Source organism: Streptomyces sp. NPDC001980 (genome assembly GCF_040296885.1).
Classification (GTDB): Bacteria; Actinomycetota; Actinomycetes; order Streptomycetales; family Streptomycetaceae; genus Streptomyces.
Genome location: NZ_JBEOYD010000043.1, coordinates 31557 through 51646 on the forward strand (window position 1 = coordinate 31557; position 20090 = coordinate 51646).

Below are 20090 nucleotides of genomic sequence, written 5' to 3' on the forward strand. Positions count from 1 at the left end.
GACGGGACGCTGACGGTGATCGCGGCGACGTTGACGGGACGCTGACGGAGCACCCGTCGGTGCTGGTGGCGGCGGTCACAGTGGCCGTCAGAGGCGTGCCAAGAAGTGCCCCGGGCACTGGCCGTCACCCGTTCGACGCAGTGTCATGGAACCGGATCGGGGTACCCGTCCGGCCCGGGAGCGCCCCGGGACACCTACGGAAGAACGGTGGAGTCATGTCCGGTTACGACGCCTGCGCGCCCGTTCGGGTCGTGGTCGGCGTGAGCGGTTCGCTGGGCAGCGTCACGGCCCTGTCGCGGGCCGCGGCGGAGGCCCGGCGCCGGGATGCGGAACTGTGGCCGGTGCTCGTGTGGGAGCCGCCGGGCGGTGAGCTGGCGGCGCGGCGCTCACCGGCCTCGATGCTGCTGGTCGACGAGTGGCAGCGGATGGCCCGGCAGCGGTTGCTCGACGTGCTGGAGGATGTCTTCGGCGACGCCGGGCCCGGCGCCCCCCTGCACGGCCTCGTGGTGCGCGGCACCCCCGGGCTGTCCCTGGTGGAGACGGCGGACCGGGAGGACGACGTGCTGGTCGTCGGTGCGGGCCGGCGCGGCTGGCACCGGGCCTTCTCGGGCCGGGTCGCCCGCTACTGCCTCTCCCACGCGCACTGCCCGGTCCTGGCCGTGCCGCCCTCCCCGCTGGAGGAGGCGCTGGCCGCCGCGCACCGCCGCAACAGCTGGCATCTGCCGCTGGACTCACGGCAGTTGTCGTAGCACCGAGCCCTGTGGCGGGTCGCCGCGCTACGACGTCACAGCCGCCGGCAGGTCCGGCCGCCCCGGACTGCGGCCCGGTGCGGTCGGCAGGGTCAGCACCATGGTGAGGCCGCCGCCGGGGGTGTCCTCGGCGGTCAGCGTGCCGCCCATCGCCTCGGCGAAGCCCCGGGCCACGGCGAGGCCGAGCCCCACCCCCGCACCGCGCGGTGAGTCCCCGTACCGCTGGAACGGCTCGAAGATGCGTTCTTTGGCCTCGTCCGGGACGCCGGGTCCGCGGTCCACGACGCGCACCTCCACCCGGTCGGCCATGGAGCTGGCCTTCACCAGTACGGGGGTGTCCGCGGGGCTGTACTTGACGGCGTTCTCGACCACGTTGGCGACGACCCGTTCCAGCAGCCCCTTGTCGACGTTCACCATGGGCAGCGTCTCCGGGATGTCCAGCTCGACGCTGTCCTCGGGGACCCCGCCGAGCGCCATCGGCACCACCTCGTCCAGGTCGGCCTCGCGGACGATGGGCGTAACGGTGCCGGTCTGCAGGCGGGACATGTCGAGGAGGTTGCCGACGAGGTGGTCGAGCCGGTCGGCGCCCGCCTCTATGGCCTCCAGGAGCTCCGCCCGGTCCTGCTCGGACCACTCGACGTCGTCCGAGCGCAGCGACGACACCGAGGCCTTTATGCCGGCCAGCGGGGTGCGCAGGTCGTGGCTGACGGCGGCCAGCAGAGCGGTACGGATGCGGTTGCCCTCCGCCAGCTCCTTCGCCTGGTCCGCCTCCTGCTGGAGCCGCTGCCGGTCGAGCACGACGGCAGCCTGGGCGGCGAACGCGGCCAGCACCCGCCGGTCGGAGGCCGGCAGTACGCGTCCTGACAGGGCGAGGGTCATGTGGTCGCCGACCGGCACGTCGACGTCCGCCCGCTCCGGCGACTGGCAGGGCTGCGGCCCGACGCTGCCGGCGCACGTCCAGGGCGCCACGTCGTCCGCCCGCTCCAGGAGCGCCACCGACTCCATGCCGAAGGTCTCCCGCACCCGTTCCAGGAGTGCCTCCAGGCTGGTCTCGCCGCGCAGCACGCTGCCCGCGAGGAAGGACAGGATCTCCGACTCGGCGCGCAGCCGGGTCGCCTGCTGGGTGCGCCGGGCGGCCAGGTCGACCACCGAGGCCACGGACACCGCGACCCCGACGAAGATCGCGATGGCGACGATGTTCTTCGGGTCGGCGATGGTGAGGGTGTGGACGGGCGGCGTGAAGAACCAGTTGAGCAGCAGGGAGCCGACCACCGCGGAGGTGAGCGCCGGGAGCAGACCGCCGAGCAGGGCCGCGGCGACCGTCAGCGCGAGGTACAGCAGCATGTCGTTGGCGAGGCCCACCTCCGGTGCGGCGGAGGTCAGCAGCCAGGTGAGCAGGACCGGCCCGAGGACACCGGTCAGCCAGCCCCAGATGAGCCGGGACCGGCCGAGCCGCGCCGAACGGCCCAGCGGGAGCCGTCCCTTGCCGGCCTCGTCGTGGGTGATGAGGTGGACGTCGAGGTCGGGTCCCGAGTCCCGGGCGACCGTGGCGCCGACGCCCGGCCCGAAGACGTACTGCCAGCTGCGGCGCCGGGAGACGCCGAGGACGATCTGGGTGGCGTTGACCCCGCGCGCGAAGTCGAGGAGCGCGGCCGGGACGTCGTCGCCGACGACGTGGTGGTAGGTGCCGCCGAGGTCGTCGACGAGGGTGCGCTGGACGGCGAGTTCCTTCGGGGAGGCCGAGTTGAGGCCGTCGCTGCGCGCTATGTAGACGGCGAGCACCTCGCCGCCGGCGCCCTTCTCGGCCAGCCGCGCCGCCCGACGGATGAGAGTCCGTCCTTCCGGGCCGCCGGTGAGTCCGACGACGATCCGCTCCCGCGAACCCCAGATCTTCGAGACCCGGTGCTCGCTGCGGTACTCGTTCAGGTACTCGTCGACCCGGTCCGCGACCCAGAGCAGGGCGAGTTCGCGCAGGGCGGTGAGGTTGCCCGGCCGGAAGTAGTTGGACAGGGCCGCGTCGACCTTGTCCGGCTGGTAGATGTTGCCGTGCGCCATACGGCGGCGCAGGGCCTGCGGGGACATGTCGACCAGTTCGATCTGGTCGGCGCGCCGTACCACCTCGTCGGGCACGGTCTCCTGCTGCCGCACCCCGGTGATGGACTCCACGACGTCGCCCAGCGACTCCAGATGCTGGATGTTCACCGTCGAGACGACATCGATCCCGGCGGCCAGCAACTCCTCCACGTCCTGCCAGCGCTTGGCGTTGCGGGAGCCCGGGATGTTGGTGTGCGGGAGTTCGTCGACGAGGGCGACCTGGGGGCGGCGGGCGAGGATTGCGTCGACGTCCATCTCGGTGAACACCGCGCCCCGGTACTCCAGTTCCCTGCGCGGGATCTCCTCCAGGCCGTGCAGCATCACCTCGGTGCGCGGCCGGTCGTGGTGCTCGACGAACGCGACGACGCAGTCGGTGCCGCGTTCGATCCGGCGGTGGGCCTCGGAGAGCATGGCGTAGGTCTTGCCCACGCCGGGAGCCGCGCCGAGGTAGATCCGAAGCCTGCCGCGTGCCATGTCATCCTTCGAAGCGGTAGCCCATGCCGGGCTCGGTGATCAGGTACCGGGGGTGCGAGGGGTCCGCCTCCAGCTTGCGGCGGAGCTGGGCCATGTAGACCCGCAGGTAGTTGGTCTTGTTGCTCTGGGTGACTCCCCACACCTCGCGCAGCAGGTGTTTCTGCGTGACGAGCCGGCCGGGGTTGGTGACCAGTATCTCCAGCAGATGCCACTCGGTGGGGGTGAGCCGTACGTCGTGACCGGCCCGCACCGCCTTCTTGGCGAGCAGGTCGATGGTGAAGTCGGCCGTCTCCACCCGGGTGGTCTCGGGGGTGAGCGGCACGTCCTCGGTGCGGCGGACCGCGGCCCGCAGCCGGGCGAGGAGTTCGTCCATGCTGAACGGCTTGGTGATGTAGTCGTCGGCGCCCGCGTCCAGCGCGGCGACCTTCTCGTCGGAGGCCTGCCGCGCGGACAGCACCAGGATCGGTACGCGGGTCCAGCCACGCAGCGCCTTGATGACGTCGACCCCGTCCATGTCGGGCAGTCCGAGGTCGAGCATCACCACGTCCGGCTGACGCGCGGCCGCCAGCCGGAGGGCCGTGGCGCCGTCGGGCGCCGCGTCCACTCCGTACTGGCGTGCCTGCATGTTGATCACGAGTGCCCGCACGAGCTGGGGGTCGTCTTCCACGACCAGCACTCGGGTCATCGGTTCTCTCAACTGCCCTTGGTCAGATCCTTCAGCGCGATGTTGAGTTCGAGGACGTTCACCCGGGGCTCACCGATGAAGCCGAGCGTGCGGCCCGTGGTGTGGTCCTTGACCAGCTTCTCCACCTGGGCGACGGACAGGCCGTTCTTGTCCGCGACCCGGTGGACCTGGAGTTCGGCGTAGGCCGGGGAGATGTCCGGGTCCAGGCCGGAGCCCGAGGAGGTGACGGCGTCGGCCGGCACCTGGGAGGGCGAGACCGTGTAGCCGGGCACCGAGTTGTCCTTGACGACGGCGGCCTTGGCGTCCTTCACCTGCTGGATCAGCACCTTGTTGTCGGCAGCCAGGTTGGTCGCACCCGAAAGGATCAACTTGTACTGGGTGTTGATGCTGTTGCTGCCGAGCCCGTTGGCCGGGCGGCCCTGGAACCACTGCAGGTCCGCGTCCGGGGTCTCCTGGCCCTTCTTCAGCGGCAGGTTGTACGACTGCCCGATCAGGGACGAGCCGACGACCTTGCCGTCCGACTTGATCTCGGAGCCGTTCGCCTTGTTGTGGAACGCGGCCTGGGCGATGCCGGTGACGACCAGCGGGTAGACGACGCCCGTCACCAGGGTCAGCACCAGGAGGGCCCGCAGGCCCGCCCAGAGCAACCGGGCGGTGTTGGTTACGGAGTTGTTCATCGCGATCAGCCGATTCCAGGGATGAGAGAGATGATCATGTCGATGATCTTGATGCCGATGAAGGGGGCGATCAGGCCGCCGAGGCCGTAGATCCCGAGGTTGCGGCGGAGCATCTTGTCCGCGCTCACCGGCCGGTACTGCACGCCCTTCAGGGAGAGCGGCACCAGCGCGATGATGATCAGCGCGTTGAAGATGACCGCGGACAGGATCGCGGAGCTGGGCGAGGACAGGTGCATGATGTTGAGCTTGTCCAGGCCCGGGTAGACCACGGCGAACATGGCCGGGATGATCGCGAAGTACTTCGCGACGTCGTTGGCGATGGAGAACGTGGTCAGCGCACCGCGGGTGATCAGCAACTGCTTGCCGATCTCGACGATCTCGATGAGCTTGGTCGGGTTGGAGTCGAGGTCGACCATGTTGCCGGCCTCCTTGGCGGCCGACGTACCGGTGTTCATCGCCACGCCGACGTCGGCCTGCGCGAGCGCCGGCGCGTCGTTCGTGCCGTCACCGGTCATCGCGACCAGCTTGCCGCCCGCCTGCTCCCGCTTGATGAGGGCCATCTTGTCCTCGGGAGTGGCCTCGGCGAGGAAGTCGTCGACGCCCGCCTCCTCGGCGATGGCGCGCGCGGTCAGCGGGTTGTCACCCGTGATCATGACGGTCTTGATGCCCATGCGGCGCAGTTCCTCGAACCGCTCGCGCATGCCCTCCTTGACGACGTCCTTGAGGTGGATGACGCCCAGGACCCGGGCGCCCTCGGCGTCGTCGACCGCGACGAGCAGCGGGGTGCCGCCGGACTCGGAGATGGCGTTGGCGAGGGTGTCCGCGTCCTCGGCGACGGTGCCGCCCTGCTCGCGGACCCAGGCGATGACCGAACCGGCCGCGCCCTTGCGGATCTTCCGGCCGTCGACGTCCACACCCGACATGCGGGTCTGGGCGGTGAAGGCGATCCACTCGGCGTGCGCCAGCTCGCCCTGGTGCCGCTCGCGCAGCCCGTACTTCTCCTTGGCGAGGACGACGATGGAGCGGCCCTCGGGGGTCTCGTCGGCCAGCGACGACAGCTGTGCGGCGTCGGCCACCTCGGCCTCGGTCACCCCGCGCACCGGCACGAACTCGGAGGCCTGGCGGTTGCCGAGGGTGATGGTGCCGGTCTTGTCGAGCAGCAGCGTGGAGACGTCACCGGCGGCCTCGACCGCGCGGCCGGACATGGCGAGCACGTTGCGCTGCACCAGCCGGTCCATGCCGGCGATGCCGATCGCGGAGAGCAACGCGCCGATGGTGGTCGGGATGAGGCAGACAAGGAGGGCGACCAGCACGACCATCGTCAGGTGGGTGCCCGCGTAGTCGGCGAACGGCGGCAGGGTGGCGACGGCCAGCAGGAAGACGATGGTCAGCGAGGCGAGCAGGATGTTCAGCGCGATCTCGTTCGGCGTCTTCTGCCGGGCCGCGCCCTCGACGAGGCTGATCATGCGGTCGATGAAGGTCTCGCCCGGCTTCGTCGTGATCTTGATGACGATCCGGTCGGACAGCACCTTCGTACCGCCGGTCACGGCGCTGCGGTCACCGCCGGACTCGCGGATGACCGGGGCCGACTCACCGGTGATCGCCGACTCGTCGACGGAGGCGACGCCCTCGATGACGTCACCGTCACCGGGGATGATGTCGCCGGCCTCGCAGACGACCAGGTCACCGATCTTCAGCTCGGTGCCGGGCACCTGCTCCTCGGTGGAGCCGGTCAGCCGCCGGGCGATGGTGTCGGTCTTCGCCTTGCGCAGGGTGTCGGCCTGGGCCTTGCCGCGGCCCTCGGCGACCGCCTCCGCCAGGTTGGCGAAGATCACGGTCAGCCACAGCCAGGCGCTGATGGTCCAGCCGAACCAGTCGCCGGGGTCCTTGAAGGAGAAGACGGTGGTCAGGATCGAGCCGACCCACACCACGAACATCACGGGCGACTTGACCATCACCCGCGGGTCGAGCTTGCGGCAGGCCTCGGGAAGGGACTTGACCAGCTGCTTGGGGTCGAACAGGCCCGCGCCGACACGTCCTTCGGCGGGCTTGTGCCCGGTGGGGACGTCGCTGTGCGGCGCCCGGGTCGGGGTGGCTGTGGACATGGAGTCCTCTGACTTCTGGGTACGGGTGGTCATGACGCCAGCCCCTCGGCGAGCGGACCCAGCGCCAGGGCCGGGAAGTAGGTCAGACCGGTGATGATCAGGATCGCGCCGACGAGCAGGCCGGTGAAGAGCGGCTTCTCGGTGCGCAGGGTGCCGGCCGTGGCCGGGACGGGCTTCTGCTCGGCGAGCGAGCCGGCCAGCGCCAGCACGAACACCATGGGCAGGAAGCGGCCGAACAGCATCGCGAGTCCGGTCATGGTGTTGAACCAGTCGGTGTTCGCGTTCAGGCCGGCGAAGGCCGAGCCGTTGTTGTTGGCCGCCGAGGTGAAGGCGTACAGCACCTCGGAGAACCCGTGCGCGCCCGGGTTGAGCATGGAGTGCGGCGGGGTCGGCAGGGCCATGGAGGCCGCGGTGAAGACGAGCGCGAGCGCCGGGGTGATCAGGATGTAGATCGCCGACAGCTTGATCTCGCGGGCACCGATCTTCTTGCCCAGGTACTCGGGCGTGCGGCCGACCATCAGACCGGCGATGAACACCGCGATGATCGCCATGATCAGGATGCCGTAGAGGCCGGAACCGGTACCGCCGGGCGCGATCTCGCCCAACTGCATGCTCAGGATGGTGATGCCGCCGCCGAGGCCGGTGAACGAGGAGTGGAAGGAGTCCACCGCGCCCGTCGAGGTGAGCGTGGTCGCCACGGCGAAGATCGACGAGCCGCCGACGCCGAAGCGGACCTCCTTGCCCTCGTACGCGCCGCCCGCGAGCTGGAGCGCCGGGCCGTGGTGGGCGAACTCGGTCCACATCATCAGTGCGGTGAAGCCGAGCCAGATGGTGCCCATGGTGGCGAGGATCGCGTAACCCTGCTTGACCGAGCCGACCATCACACCGAAGGTGCGGGTCAGCGCGAACGGGATCAGCAGGATCAGGAAGATCTCGAACAGGTTGGTGAAGGGCGTCGGGTTCTCGAAGGGGTGGGCGGAGTTGGCGTTGAAGTAGCCACCACCGTTGGTCCCGATCTCCTTGATGGCCTCCTGGGAGGCGACCGCGCCGCCGTTCCACTGCTGCGAGCCGCCCATGAACTGGCCGACCGCGTGGATGCCGGAGAAGTTCTGGATGGCACCGCAGGCGACCAGGACGATCGCGGCGACGACGGAGACCGGCACCAGGATGCGGACGGTGCCGCGCACCAGGTCGGACCAGAAGTTGCCGATCTCACCGGTGCGCGAGCGCGCGAACCCGCGCACCAGCGCCACGGCGACGGCGATGCCGACGGCCGCGGAGACGAAGTTCTGCACGGCCAGACCGGCGGTCTGGACGATGTGCCCCATGGTCTGCTCGCCGTAGTACGACTGCCAGTTCGTGTTGGTCACGAAGGAGACGGCCGTGTTGAACGACTGCGCCGGGTTGACCGAGGAGAAGCCGAGCGAGCCGGGCAGGATGCCCTGGAGCCGCTGCAGCAGGTAGAGGAAGAGGACGCCGACGAGGGAGAAGGCGAGGACTCCGCGCAGATAGGCGGGCCAGCGCATCTCGGTGTCGGGGTTGGCGCCGATGCCCTTGTAGATCCACTTCTCGACGCGCCAGTGCTTGTCGGAGGAGTAGACCTTGGCCATGTAGTTGCCGAAGGGGATGTAGCAGAGCGCCAGCGCGCCTATGAGCGCGACGAGCTGGAGCACGGCGGCGGTTACGGGACCCATGGGTGTCTCAGAACCTCTCCGGGAAGATCAGGGCGAGGACGAGATAGCCCAGCAGGGCGACGGCCACGACGAGGCCGACGATGTTCTCGGCGGTCACAGCTTGGTCACCCCCTTGGCGACGAGGGCCACCAGCGCGAAACCCGCGAGCACGGTGACGACGAAGGCCAGATCGGCCATCGTGAACTCCTGGATGAGGTTCGGAACGGACTTGGACTGTTAGAGGAAAGCGTCTTTCTGGCCGGATTCAGCCGCCGTTGACGGGTCCCTTACGGCGGTGTTCGCGCCTTTGACGGGACTCTTACGCGGCCGCGACCAACCCGCGACCGGGAAGCGCCATTCGGCCGCCGAAACCGCCCTGAACTGGGGGAACGTCGGCCTCAGGAGCCCCGGAGGCGTCAGGACAGGCGGAACCGCAGCCGGCAGATCACCGCGTCGGTCTCCCTGCGCACGGCATGGGCGACGACGGCACCGCGCTGGTTCTGCAGCAGCCGCTGCCAGAGCCGCTCCGGCTCGGTCTCCGGGATCAGCACGGTCACCTGGGTGGCCGGCTCGGCCGCGGTCACCTCACGGACGTAGGCGGCGATGGGACGGCCCAGGGTGCGCCGCTCGCAGGCCAGCCGGACCAGCGGCACCCCGGGGTCCCACGCGGCCCAGGCGCGCTCCAGGGCGTGCAGCTGGGCGCGGTCCTCGGGGTCGGGATGGCAGACGGTGACGGCCCGCACCTCGTCGCCGAGGGAAGCGGCCGCCGACAGCGCCTGGGAGGTGAGCCGGGACAGCGACGACACCGGCACGATCACGACCGACCGCTCCCGGTGCGGCGGATCGGGGATCCGCCCGAGCCCGAGCCGCTCCCCGATCCGCCCGTAGGCACGGTGCACGGCGACGAAGGCACCGACGAGCAGCGGCAGCATGACCACGACAAGCCAGGCGCCCTCGGTGAACTTGCTGGCGGTGACCACGACGGTGGCGACCCCGGTCAGGACCGCCCCGAACCCGTTGAGCAGCGCCTTCCCCCGCCAGCCGGCCCCCCGCTGCAGCCGCCAGTGCTTCACCATCCCGACCTGGGCGACGGTGAAGCCGACGAAGACCCCGATGGCGAACATCGGCACCAGCGTGTTGGTGTCGCCGCCGGAGAACACCAGCAACGCGGCCGAGACCAGGGCCAGGGCGAGCACACCGTGCCGGTGCACCTGCCGGTCGGCCTTCAGCGCGAAGACGTGCGGCAGGTAGTTGTCCCGGGCGAGCAGCTTCAGCAGCACCGGCAGCCCGCCGAAGCTGGTGTTCGCGGACAACGCGAGCAGGATCATCGTCGCGAACTGGATGACGTAGAAGCCCCAGTTGTGGCCGAGGGAGGCGTCGGCGAGCTGGGCCAGGACGGTCACGCCCGCGACCGGCTGCAGATGGAACCGGGAGATCAGCACCGAGAGCCCGATCAGCATCGCGCCCAGCACCGCGCCCAGGGCGACCTCGGCGTGCTGGGCGCGCTTGACGCGGGGCACCCGGAAGGAGGGCACGGCGTTGGCGATGGCCTCGACGCCGGTGAGGGCGGCACAACCGGAGGCGAAAGCTTTCAGCAGGAGCAGGGCACCCACGCTGGAGGCGTTGTCGGCGAGCACGGAGGCATGCCCGGCGGCGGTGACCGTACTGGCCGGCGAGGACCTGAAGAGCCCCACCACGATCAGCACGAAGATCGACCCGACGAACACCACCGTCGGCACGATGAACGCCTTCGCCGACTCCACGATGCCCCGCAGGTTCACCCCCGTGACCAGCACCAGCACGGCCAGGCACAGCACCAGCCGGTGCGGGTACAGCGCCGGGAAGGCGGAGGTGAGGGCGGCGACCCCGGCGGTGACGGCGACGGCGACGTTGAGCACGTAGTCCAGCACCAGGGAGGCGGCGGCGACCAGGCTGGTCCGCGCCCCCAGATGGGTCCGGGCCACGGCGTAGGACCCGCCGCCGTCCGGGAAGGCCGCGATGACCTGCCGATACGAGGCGACGAGCACCGCCAGAAGGGCCGCGATCGCGAGCGTGACGGGCAGCGTGAAGCCGAGCCCGTGCGCACCGGCGGCGGCCAGCACCAGCACGATGGCCTCCGGTCCGTACGCCACCGACGCCATCGCGTCCAGTGACAGCGCGGCGAGGCCGGTCACGGCGGTGAGGCGATGCCGTTCCCCGGTATCGGGCGGCTCCTCACCGGCGGGCACGGCCCCCGGCTCGGCGGTCAGTACGGACATGGGAGGGTGCTCCTTAACGAACGGGATATACGTCTCGCGCACGGGAGTACCGCGCGCGATGCGACTAGGTTCTGTCCCGCCCTGCCCAGGTCCGACAATTCCTTGCGCGTTCTTCGCGCGGGGGGCGGCGACTTTGACACGCCCTTGACGGCAGCGCCCCTGAAAGGGGCGCGGGGCTGTATTCGATGTGCGGCTGCCACCGCGTGGGCGCGACCAGCCCCCACCGGCCCGCACGCACCCACAACCGTCAGAGTCCCGTCAAAGACATGCCCCACCTACTGACGCCGTGCACCGCCGCTCCCTACCTTCAGCCCATGCAGCACGGCGAAGAAGCCCGCCCCTCCGAGGACCACCGCTGGTCCAAAGACGTCTACGCATCGGCCCGTTGCGCAGGCGCCCTCCTCGCCCTGCTCCTCCTGATCGACTGGGGATCAGAGACGTTCACCTGGTGGCGCGGCACCCTCTGGACCACCCTCGCCCTGCTCCTCTTCGGCGTCCTCTGCCCCGCCAGGGTCCGCGCCGGCGACGGCTGGCTCACCTCACGCCGGCTCCTGCGCACCCGCAGGGTCCGCACCGACCGCCTGGTCTCGGTCCGCCGCCTCGACGGCATCTCGCCGCGCCTGCTCCTCCGGGACGCCTTCGGCGACCGGCTGGAGATCGATCCCCAGGTCCTCGTCGACAACCCCGACCTGTGGCTGCGCGTCGACGCGGGCGCCCGCAAGGCCGCCGAGGCCGGCACCCTGCTCTGCGGCTCGATCGCCCTGAGCCGCCTCGGCGAACAGGTCGAGCGCGAGAACGCGCTGGGGGTCTTCAAGGCGTCGGGCCTGGATTAGCGCCCACCCCCGTCATCAGCACATCGAGTCCGCGCCGCGTGGTGGCCATCACCACCCGGTCCCCCGCCTCCAGCACCCGCCCCTGCGCCGGCCGCCAGTCGAAGGCGGGCTGTCCCGGGGCGCCCCCGCCGACCGGCCCCACTGCCAGCACCCGCCACTCCCGCCGCCGGAACGCCTGGTGCACCGAGCGTCCCTCCAGCTCCGGATGCCCGGCCACGTCCACGCAGGTGAACAGCAGCGACCCCCGTTCCACGGGCATCACCCCCAGCACATGGCGGCCCATCATCGCGGCGGCGAACGACGGCGCGGCCAGCGCCGAAACGCTTCTGCTCCGGGTGAGCGCGTCCGGGTAGGACGCCCGCAGCGTGCGCTGGACGGTCGCGGCGAAGGCGTCGTCGTACAGCCGGGTGACCACCCGTACCTCGGGGTTGGCCTCCCGGACGGCCATCACGATGTCGAGGTTCTGGCCGTCGTCGCGGGTCAGGACGAGCAGGGAGCCGCACTGCCGGACCCGGGCGAGTTCGAGGACGCCCGGGGCGGTGGCGTCCTCCAGGACCAGCGGGACGCCGAGTGCCCGGGCGAGCGCGACTCCCCTCGCACGTGGGTCCCGCTCGATGGCCACGACCTGATGGCCGCTGGTGCGCAGCCGGTCCAGCACCCGGGTGCCGACCATCCCGAGGCCGACCAGGACGATATGGCCGCTGACGTCGTCGTCGGGCGGATGGTTCACCGAGGCGGTGCGGAACGCCTCGGTGGCGTTCATGGTCGCGGCGACCACGAGCGGCAGCACGGCGAGCCCGACGAAGCCGGCGAGGAGCTGGAGTATGCGGCGGGCGGGGGACTCCTCGGTCGCCGGATCCCCCATCGTGAAGATGTCCAGCAGGGGCAGGTAGAAGTTCTTCCACCAGGGATGCTCGTCCGCGAAGAGCGCGGTGGCGGCGGACAGCGCGACCACCACGGCGGCCAACGAGCCGTAGACTGCGGCCAGTTGCCGGGAGCGGAAGACCCGCCACGGCAGATGGGCGAGCCGGGCCCGCAGCCAGCGCACCGGCCGGAACCGCCAGGCGCGGCGGGCCGGTTCGGCGGTGTCGAGGTGGACGACCTCCTCCAGCATCAGCCGCCCGTGCGTGAACTGCCGGTGGTACGCCGTCCGGTCGTCCGGCAGCAGCAGGGTGCCGTCCTCGCCGGCCGTCTCGGCGCTGTCCTGGCTGGCCGGATCGTCCTCGTGCGCGCCGGAGAGCACGGCGAGGGTGGCGAGGTCGGTGGCGTGCGTCGGGGTCCCCGCGGGCCGTACGACACCGCGGAAGACCTTGCCCTCGACCTGGAGGGTGTGGCCGTGCCCCACGGCGGCCGCCGCCACCAGTTCCGGTACGGCGGTGTCGGCGTCGGAGAGCACGGTGGTGGAGGTGTCCGGTGCGGGGGCGTCGCACAGGCCCGCCGCCCGGTCGAGGAGCCGTTCCAGATGGCTGCCGCGCTCCCGGTTGAACATCCGCACGACCAGCCGTACGGAGGGGTTGACCGCGCGGGCCACCAGGGCCGCGGTGACGTTGACCTGGTCGTCGCGGTAGGTCAGGGCGAGCGCGGCGGCCCGTGCCACGCCGGCCGCGCGCAGGGTGGCCTCGTCGGGGCGGCCCGAGATGTGCAGGTGGACGGCGGACGCCGGGTCGCGGTGCAGGGCGGCGACCCGGGCGCCGTGCTCGTCGTCGGCGGTCGGCAGGACCACGGTGACGACCTCGCCGCACACGGCGTCCAGTTCGACGGCGAGCCGGTGTGCGAGGCCGTCGTCGCCGCAGATCACCATGTGGCCGGTTCGCTCTCCGGATGCCGCTGGCACGAGCAGGGTTGACGTCACATCAGCCTGAACGGCACCGGCCGTGACGCCGGTTCCGGCCGGACCGCTGCCCGCCGTTCAAAACTCTGCCAAGAACATGTCAAGAAGCAGGAGCGAGACAGGCGCGGAAGCCGGACGGCGGGGCTGCCGCCGACCCGCGGGTCAGCCCGCGCCCACCGGCCCCGCCGTGTCCAGCGCCGCCCCGGTCTGGTCGGCCGGCGTCACCGCGACCAGCCGTGCCTGCAACGGGGGCACCGGCCCGGGTCCCGGGGTGAGCCTGAACCGGCCGAGGTAGTGCCCGTTGCCGTACGCGCGCAGCTCGGTCTCGCCCTCCGGCCAGCCGTCGCGGTCCGGGTCCCAGGTCCGGCGCCCGACGCTGATCGCGCCGTCCTTGCCCAGCCGCGGCGGCCGGCCCAGCAGGGTGCCGTACTCGAAACGGCAGCCGGACAGGCCGAGCAGCGCGGTGAGTTCGCCGCGCACGTGGTCGACGACGGTGTCGGCGGACTTGGCGGACCGAGGGCGGCCCGGTCCCGGACGGGCATCGTGGGCCACCCGAAGGTCGTTCGTACCGGACCGGCATGCGTGCTGCTCATGTGGCACCTCCTACGTGCTGCGGTGTCCGGAAGGGCTGGGCCCGATCGGCCAGGGGCAGCGACACGACCATGGTCAGTCCGCCGCCCGGGGTGTCCTCGGGGGTCAGGGTGCCGTCCATCGCCTCGGTGAGCCCCCGGGCGAGGGCGAGTCCGAGGCCGAGGCCGGTGGTGTTGTCGGTGTCGCCGAGCCGCTGGAAGGGCTCGAAGAGGCGGTCGCGGCCGTTGGCCGGCAGGCCGGGGCCCCGGTCGATGATCCGGAGTTCGGCGCGCCCAGCCAGCGCGCTCGCGGTCACCAGTACCCGCTTGCCGGGCGGGCTGTAGCGGGCGGCGTTGCCGACCAGGTTGGCGATCACGCGCTCCAGCAGCGGCGGGTCGGCCAGCAGCGGGGGCATGTTCTCCAGCTCGCCGTGCACCTCGGCCGTCGGAGTGTCCGCCAGGGCGGTCGGGAGCACCTCCTCCAGGGCGGTGGCCCGCAGGTTGAGGGTGAGGACGCCGGCCTCCAGGCGGCTGAGGTCGAGGAGGTTGTCGACGAGGCGGCTCAGCCGGGCCATGGACTCCTCGGCGGTGGCGAGGAGTTCGTCGCGGTCCTCCGGGGAGAACTCCACCTCCCGGCTGCGCAGCGAGGTGACCGCCGCCCAGCCCGCCGCGAGCGGGGTGCGCAGGTCGTGGCCGACGGCGCGCAGCAGCGCGGTGCGCATCCGGTCGGCGGCACGCACGGGTTCGACCTCGGCGGCGGCCTGGGCGAGCCGGGCCCGCTCGACCGCCGAACCGACGTGCGCGGCGAACGCGGCGAGGACCCGCCGCTCGGACGACGAGGGCGTACGGCCGCGCAGGACGAGGTAGTTGCCGGGTCCGGCGGGCACGGCGGTGGCCTCGGCGCCGTCGGGCGGCTCCTCGACGAGCTCGGCGGAGTCCATGCCGAAGGTCTCGCGGGTGCGTTCCAGGAGTGCCGGGATGGTCTGGCCACCGCGCACGATGCTGCCGGCCAGTGACGACATGGTCTCCGCCTCGGCGGTGGCCCGGGCCGCGCGTCTGGACAGCCGCAGCGAGCGGTCGACGACCGCGGCGACGGTGGCGGCCACGACCGCGAACACCCCGAGCGCGAGCAGGGCGTTGGGATCGTCGAGGGTGAACTGGCCGATGGGCGGTATGAACCAGTAGTTGAGCAGCAGGGACGCGGTGACGGAGGCGATCACGGCGGAGGTCACCCCGCCTATGCAGGCCACGCCGACCACCGCGAGCAGGAACAGCAGGGCCTCGCTGGTCAGGTTGACGGTGCCGCGCACCTGGGCGAGGGCGACGGTCAGCAGGACCGGGAGCACCAGCCCCGCGACCGGTCCGGCGATCAGCCGGCCGGTGGAGAGGGTGCGGCGGCGGGAGGGCAGCAGTGTGCCGCGGCCGGCCCGCTCGTGGGTGACCCGGTGGACGTCGATGTCGCCGGAGAGGGCGGTGACCGTCTCCCCCGTGCCGGGTCCGGTGAGGAAGCGTTCCAGGCGGCCCCGGCGGCTGGTGCCGAGGACCAGCTGGGTGGCGTTCTCGGCGCGTGCGAAGTCCACCAGGGCGGTGGCCACGTCGTCGCCGACCACCGAGTGGTAGCTGCCGCCGAGGTCCTCGACCAGCCGGCGCTGCCGGGCCAGCGAGGCGTGCGAGACACCCGCGGCCAGGCCGTCGCTGCGGGCCACGTGCACGGCGAGCAGGTCGCCGCCCGCCGACCGGTCTGCGATGCGCGCGGCCCGCCGTACCAGCGTGTCGCCCTCCGGGCCGCCGGTCAGCGCGACCACCACCCGCTCGCGGGTCTCCCACACCCCGCCGATGGCATGCTCGGCGCGGTACGACTGGAGGGCCTCGTCGACGCGGTCGGCGACCCAGAGCAGGGCCAGCTGGCGCAGGGCGGTGAGGTTGCCGGGGCGGAAGTAGTTGGCGAGGGCCGCGTCGATCTTCTCGGGGGCGTAGATGTTGCCGTGCGCCATGCGGCGGCGCAGGCCCTCGGGCGGGATGTCGACGAACTCGATCTGTTCCGCCTTGCGGACCACCTCGTCGGGCACCGTCTCGTGCTGCGGCACCCCGGTGATCTTCTCGACGACGTCTTTCAGTGATTCCAGGTGCTGGATGTTGACGGCGGTGATCACGTCGATGCCGGCCGCGAGCAGGTCCTCGACATCCTGCCAGCGTTTGGGGTGCCGGCCGCCGCCCGGGATGTTGGTGTGCGCGAACTCGTCGACGATCGCCACCTTGGGGCGACGCGCCAGTACGGCCGCGACGTCCATCTCCTCGAACTCGCCGCCCCGGTAGTCGCAGCGCAACCGTGCCACGACCTCCAGGCCGTCGATCATGGCCTCGGTCAGGTGGCGCCCGTGGCACTCCACGTACCCCACCGCCACGTCCGCGCCCCGGGACGCGCGGCGCTGGGCCTCGTCGAGCATGCGGTAGGTCTTGCCGACCCCTGGGGCGGCCCCGAGGTAGACCTTCAGTCGTCCGCGCGGTACATCGTTCATCACCTCAAAGAGAAGCGCGCCGGAGGGCCCGGGGAGCGCCGTCTTGACGTGTCTCTGGCGCCGCTGACGAGGACGTTGACACTGTCTTGACGGCCCTTGGCCGGATAGGGTGAAGGCGGTGTGCCGGGAAGTCTGGTCGGCCGGGAGTCACAGTGGCTCCTGTTGGGCCTGTCTCTCGGATCAGGTCGCAGGACATCGGCGGTGACTCGTCAGCCCCGCGTCTGCGGCGTGATCCGAGAGACAGGCCCTCAGGCCCCAGGGGGACGGCATGCGCAGCGTGGGTACGGTTCTCGCACTCGTGGTACTGGCCACGGTGGTGGCGACCTTCGCCCGCCGATGGCGGATTCCGGCGCCTTCCCTGCTCGTGGTCGCGGGTCTCGCCGTGGCCCTGCTGCCGGGCACCCCGACGATCCAGATCAGCCCGGAGGTCATCGGCCTCGTCGTCCTCCCGCCGCTGCTCTACGCCAGCGCGGAGGAACTCTCCTGGCGCGAGCTGCGGGCGGTGTGGAAGCCGGTCAGCGTGCTCGCGGTCGGCCTGGTGCTCGCCTCGGCGGCGGCCGTGGGTGCGGTCGCCTCGATGGTCACCCCGCTGTCCTGGCGGATGGCGCTGGTGCTGGGCGCGATCCTGGCCAGCACCGACCCGGTCGCGGTAACCGCGCTCGGCCGCCGACTCGCCCTGCCGCCGAAGGTGCAGATGCTGGTCCAGGCGGAGAGCCTGTTCAACGACGCGACCTCCCTGGTCCTCTACCGGGTCGCGGTGAGTGTCGCGGTGGCCTCGGCGGCGGCGAACTGGGGGGCGGCGGGCGGCGAGTTCCTGCTGCTGGCGGGCGGCGGCACGCTGATCGGCGCGCTGGTCGCCGCGGTCGTCGTGGTGATACGGCGGCGTACCGAGGACCCGGTCCTGGAGACGGTGATCTCCCTGGTCACGCCGTACGCGGCGTACGTCCTCGCGGAGGCGGCCCACACCTCCGGGGTCACCTCGGTGGTGGTGGCGGGCGTGGTCCTGGGCGGCCGCGGCGACCGGCTCACCAACGCCCGGATAAGGCTCCAGCTGCACGCCGTCTACGGCACGGTGGTCTTCCTGCTGGAGAGCGTGGTCTTCAGCCTGATAGGGCTCGCGCTGCCCGCCCAGGTGCGGGCGCTCTCCGACGGAGACAAGGCCTGGCCGCTGTACGCGCTGGCGGTGGCCGGCACGCTCATCGCGGTGCGGCTGCTGTGGCTGGCGCCGCTGTCGGCGGTCGTGCAGCGCAAGGGCGGCATCCAGCGGCCGAACTGGCGAGTGCCGGTGGTGCTGACCTGGGCCGGCACCCGGGGCGTGGTGCCGCTGGCGGCCGCGCTGTCGATCCCGGTGGTGGCGAAGGACGGCTCGGCGCTGACCGAGCGCCCGCTGGTCCTGGTCCTGACCACCTCGGTGGTCGTGGTCACCCTGGTCGTGCAGGGTTTCTCCCTGGCCTCGGTGGTGCGCCGCTCCGGCATCGCGCTGGAGCCCGACCACACCGAGCGCGAGGAGGCCGCCGCCCGCTGCCGGCTGGCCGACGCGGGCATCCGGCGCCTGGAGGAGCTGTCCGAGCTGGAGGCCGTGCCGGACGTGGTCCTCGACCGGCTCCGGCGCGGCCTGAACGCACGTCTCGACGACGCCCGCGACCGGCTGACCGACAGTACGGTCGAGTCGGCCGACCTGGTCTACCGGCAGCTGCGCCGCGACCTGATAGCGGTGGAGGCGGCGGAGCTGCGACGGCTGTACGACGAGCACACGATCAGCGACACGACCCGAAGGCGGCTCCAGCGGTCGCTGGACCTGGAGGAGGCGCGGCTGGCGGACGCGTAGCGTTCCGCGGGCAGGGGCCAGTACTCAGCGGAACTCCGCCAGCCGGGGCCGGAGCCCCAGCCCGGTCAGCACCATCGCAAGCAGCAACAGCCCACAGGCGTACGGAAGCCGGCCGGTCATCTCGCTCCGCCCCGCGGCCACCGACGCGTCGAAGTGGGCACGATTGATGCCGGTCACTTCGTCCAGCGCGGTCATCCACGCGCCGAAGTGCGCGTTGGACGTGCCCGCCTCCCACCCCATGCAGAACTCCACCGCCTGCTGCTCCTTGCCGGCGGCGAGCAGTGCGCGGATCTTCCGGTCGTCGCGCTCGTAGACGGCGTACGCGTCGACCGTCTTCTCGGCCGCGGCCCGCTCCCCGGGGAAGGTGATGTTGTCCAGCTCGCGCCGGAACTCACCGGTGAAGCGCAGGTCGGTGGAGTCGGCGCGGTAGGCCTGCCAGGTGGTCGCGAGGCCGGCGTCGTACGTGGCCAGCGTGGCGCCCTGGATGCCGTACAGCTGCTGGGACTTGGCGAGGAAGGAGTCGGCGTACCGGGTGCGGCGCTGTGGGTCGAGGAGGTAGCGGCTCTCGTCGGCGTTGGCGTCGTAGGCGATCGCGCGGGCGCGGGAGAGGGCGACGACGGAGTCGAAGGCGTCGTGCCGGGCCACCTTCAGATGCGTGGCGGAGGCCGTGAGGAGCTGGGTGCCGAGGACGACGGCGACCAGGGTGCACACGGTGGCCGCCAGGATGCCGGGGTTGAGGTTGCGGCGGAAGCGGCGGGCCAGGTACCACTGCAGGACGCCGAGGACGGCCAGGAGCAGCAGACCCAGCGCGAGGACCGCGGCGAGCTGGCCGGAGAGTGCCGAACGGGCCGCGGCGTAGTGCGAGTCGAAGGCCGCGTCGTTGGAGGAGACCAGTTTGCGCGCGTCCGGCAGGAGGCTGTTGCGCAGCAGGTCGGTGGCCTCGCGGTAGTCGGTGAGCGCGTCCGGTTTGCCGCCGGCGCGGCGGTCGTTCTCCAGAGCCCGGCCGATGAGTTCCTGGTACTCGGCGAAGTCGTCGGTGATCGACTCCACGGTCTTCTCGTCGGCGCGGTTCCCCTGGGCGGCGGCCGCGAGGGTGCGCAGGTCGTGGCCGATCTCGCGGCGGGCGTCGCCGTACAGGGCGACGGCCTTGGCGTGCGGGGTCGCCAGCTCGCCCTTCCCGCCGTCCCCGCTGGACAGCAGGATGTTGGCGGCCTGGGCGTCCATGTCGTTGAGGGCCAGGTTGAGGGAGGCCGCGCTGGTGGTGCGGGGGGCGTCGCGGTCGGCCACGTCGTCCCAGGTGCCGTTGGCGGCCAGGCCGGCGACGAGGAGCAGCGCCCCGAGGGCGGCGGCGAGCAGGACCGTGGCCGCGCGCAGGAGACGCAGCCGGGCCGGTACGGTCGACCGGAGACGGCGGCGCAGAGCGGCCCGCGCGGCCACGATCCACTCCCCCGGGCGTTCCTTCCGCGGCCCCGGGGTGGGTACGGGCGGCGGTACCACCGTGGCCTGCCGTGGCTCTTCGACAGCCTCCGCCGGAGGTCTGTGTGCTGTGCCGGCCGTGATGGTCACGGTCCCCTCCCAGGTACCCGCCACGGACGGTCGCCCGTCCCCCGTGCCGATCAGTCTGCGACCGGATCCGGGCATGAACGATCGGCCTTGACGCGCTCCTGACGCCCCTTCAGGCGGGTTTGACGGGACCTTGACGGGCCGCCCGCGACGCCCGTACGGGATCCGCAAATTCCGCGCTGAACAGGCATGTTCCGCGCCCGCGCAGGGATAGGTTCACGGTCGGCCGCCC

At 71.7% G+C, this 20090-nt stretch carries 14 protein-coding genes; 3 read left to right on the plus strand and 11 right to left on the minus strand.

All coding sequences use genetic code 11. The features are described 5' to 3' along the window. Positions 1-215 precede the first annotated feature (215 nt). Complete coding sequence (locus tag ABT137_RS41690; protein WP_351717268.1) at positions 216-749, plus strand: universal stress protein; 534 nt, start codon at positions 216-218, stop codon at positions 747-749. Between the two features lie 27 nt (positions 750-776). Here ABT137_RS41690 and ABT137_RS41695 read toward each other — a convergent pair whose 3' ends face one another. The 7 genes from ABT137_RS41695 to ABT137_RS41725 form a co-directional block, all read right to left on the minus strand. Continuing rightward, on the minus strand, positions 777-3317 hold the full coding sequence (locus ABT137_RS41695) for a sensor histidine kinase (RefSeq protein WP_351717270.1): 2541 nt from the start codon (positions 3315-3317) through the stop codon (positions 777-779). 1 nt (position 3318) lies between these two features. Beyond that, a complete protein-coding gene (locus ABT137_RS41700) occupies positions 3319-4002 on the minus strand; it encodes a response regulator (RefSeq protein ID WP_351717272.1) in 684 nt (227 codons plus the stop codon). An 8-nt stretch (positions 4003-4010) separates the two neighbouring features. After that, the gene (locus ABT137_RS41705; RefSeq protein ID WP_351717274.1) at positions 4011-4679 is read right to left on the minus strand and encodes a potassium-transporting ATPase subunit C; all 669 of its coding nucleotides are present in this window, start codon (positions 4677-4679) and stop codon (positions 4011-4013) included. Between the two features lie 5 nt (positions 4680-4684). Continuing rightward, positions 4685-6817 carry a potassium-transporting ATPase subunit KdpB gene (gene kdpB / locus ABT137_RS41710; protein WP_351717276.1) on the minus strand — a complete coding sequence of 711 codons (2133 nt, stop codon included), beginning with the start codon at positions 6815-6817 and terminating at the stop codon, positions 4685-4687. Then, positions 6814-8478 carry a potassium-transporting ATPase subunit KdpA gene (gene kdpA, locus ABT137_RS41715; RefSeq protein WP_351717278.1) on the minus strand — a complete coding sequence of 555 codons (1665 nt, stop codon included), beginning with the start codon at positions 8476-8478 and terminating at the stop codon, positions 6814-6816. Before kdpA ends, kdpB begins: the two co-directional genes overlap by 4 nt. Positions 8479-8485: 7 nt before the next feature. Continuing rightward, positions 8486-8575 carry a K(+)-transporting ATPase subunit F gene (kdpF, locus tag ABT137_RS41720; protein ID WP_016434100.1) on the minus strand — a complete coding sequence of 30 codons (90 nt, stop codon included), beginning with the start codon at positions 8573-8575 and terminating at the stop codon, positions 8486-8488. Between the two features lie 298 nt (positions 8576-8873). Further along, entirely contained in the window at positions 8874-10715 is a 1842-nt protein-coding gene (locus ABT137_RS41725) for an APC family permease (RefSeq protein WP_351717280.1), read from the minus strand. Between the two features lie 314 nt (positions 10716-11029). Between ABT137_RS41725 and ABT137_RS41730 the strand changes: the two genes are divergently transcribed. Continuing rightward, entirely contained in the window at positions 11030-11548 is a 519-nt protein-coding gene (locus tag ABT137_RS41730; RefSeq protein ID WP_351717282.1) for a hypothetical protein, read from the plus strand. Here ABT137_RS41730 and ABT137_RS41735 read toward each other — a convergent pair. The 3 genes from ABT137_RS41735 to ABT137_RS41745 all read right to left on the minus strand — a co-directional run bounded on the left by ABT137_RS41735 (position 11526) and on the right by ABT137_RS41745 (position 16467). Further along, positions 11526-13349 carry an NAD-binding protein gene (locus tag ABT137_RS41735; protein ID WP_351717284.1) on the minus strand — a complete coding sequence of 608 codons (1824 nt, stop codon included), beginning with the start codon at positions 13347-13349 and terminating at the stop codon, positions 11526-11528. The genes ABT137_RS41730 and ABT137_RS41735 overlap by 23 nt on opposite strands. 192 nt (positions 13350-13541) lie before the next feature. Next, positions 13542-13931 carry a hypothetical protein gene (locus ABT137_RS41740; protein ID WP_351717286.1) on the minus strand — a complete coding sequence of 130 codons (390 nt, stop codon included), beginning with the start codon at positions 13929-13931 and terminating at the stop codon, positions 13542-13544. Positions 13932-13968: 37 nt separating this feature from the next. Continuing rightward, positions 13969-16467, minus strand: a complete 2499-nt coding sequence (locus tag ABT137_RS41745; RefSeq protein ID WP_351717288.1) for an ATP-binding protein — start codon at positions 16465-16467, stop codon at positions 13969-13971. 268 nt (positions 16468-16735) lie between these two features. On the opposite strand from ABT137_RS41745, the gene ABT137_RS41750 reads away from it, so the two are divergent. Continuing rightward, positions 16736-18295 (plus strand): Na+/H+ antiporter, encoded by a 1560-nt coding sequence (locus tag ABT137_RS41750; RefSeq protein WP_351717290.1) that lies wholly within the window; start codon positions 16736-16738, stop codon positions 18293-18295. A gap of 24 nt (positions 18296-18319) precedes the next feature. Here the strand turns inward: ABT137_RS41750 and ABT137_RS41755 are convergent, their stop codons facing one another. Next, positions 18320-19732 carry a GlnX family signal transduction membrane protein gene (locus tag ABT137_RS41755; RefSeq protein ID WP_351717291.1) on the minus strand — a complete coding sequence of 471 codons (1413 nt, stop codon included), beginning with the start codon at positions 19730-19732 and terminating at the stop codon, positions 18320-18322. Between the last annotated feature and the right edge of the window lie 358 nt (positions 19733-20090).

What these genes read in the sequence shown, in the direction of transcription:
- ABT137_RS41690 (WP_351717268.1), top strand. Translation starts at nt 216, where the DNA reads ATGTCCGGTTACGACGCCTGCGCGCCCGTTCGGGTCGTGGTCGGCGTG.
- ABT137_RS41695 (WP_351717270.1), bottom strand. Translation starts at nt 3,317, where the DNA reads ATGGCACGCGGCAGGCTTCGGATCTACCTCGGCGCGGCTCCCGGCGTG.
- ABT137_RS41700 (WP_351717272.1), bottom strand. Translation starts at nt 4,002, where the DNA reads ATGACCCGAGTGCTGGTCGTGGAAGACGACCCCCAGCTCGTGCGGGCA.
- ABT137_RS41705 (WP_351717274.1), bottom strand. Translation starts at nt 4,679, where the DNA reads ATGAACAACTCCGTAACCAACACCGCCCGGTTGCTCTGGGCGGGCCTG.
- kdpB (WP_351717276.1), bottom strand. Translation starts at nt 6,817, where the DNA reads ATGACCACCCGTACCCAGAAGTCAGAGGACTCCATGTCCACAGCCACC.
- kdpA (WP_351717278.1), bottom strand. Translation starts at nt 8,478, where the DNA reads ATGGGTCCCGTAACCGCCGCCGTGCTCCAGCTCGTCGCGCTCATAGGC.
- ABT137_RS41725 (WP_351717280.1), bottom strand. Translation starts at nt 10,715, where the DNA reads ATGTCCGTACTGACCGCCGAGCCGGGGGCCGTGCCCGCCGGTGAGGAG.
- ABT137_RS41730 (WP_351717282.1), top strand. Translation starts at nt 11,030, where the DNA reads ATGCAGCACGGCGAAGAAGCCCGCCCCTCCGAGGACCACCGCTGGTCC.
- ABT137_RS41735 (WP_351717284.1), bottom strand. Translation starts at nt 13,349, where the DNA reads ATGGTGATCTGCGGCGACGACGGCCTCGCACACCGGCTCGCCGTCGAA.
- ABT137_RS41745 (WP_351717288.1), bottom strand. Translation starts at nt 16,467, where the DNA reads ATGAACGATGTACCGCGCGGACGACTGAAGGTCTACCTCGGGGCCGCC.
- ABT137_RS41750 (WP_351717290.1), top strand. Translation starts at nt 16,736, where the DNA reads ATGCGCAGCGTGGGTACGGTTCTCGCACTCGTGGTACTGGCCACGGTG.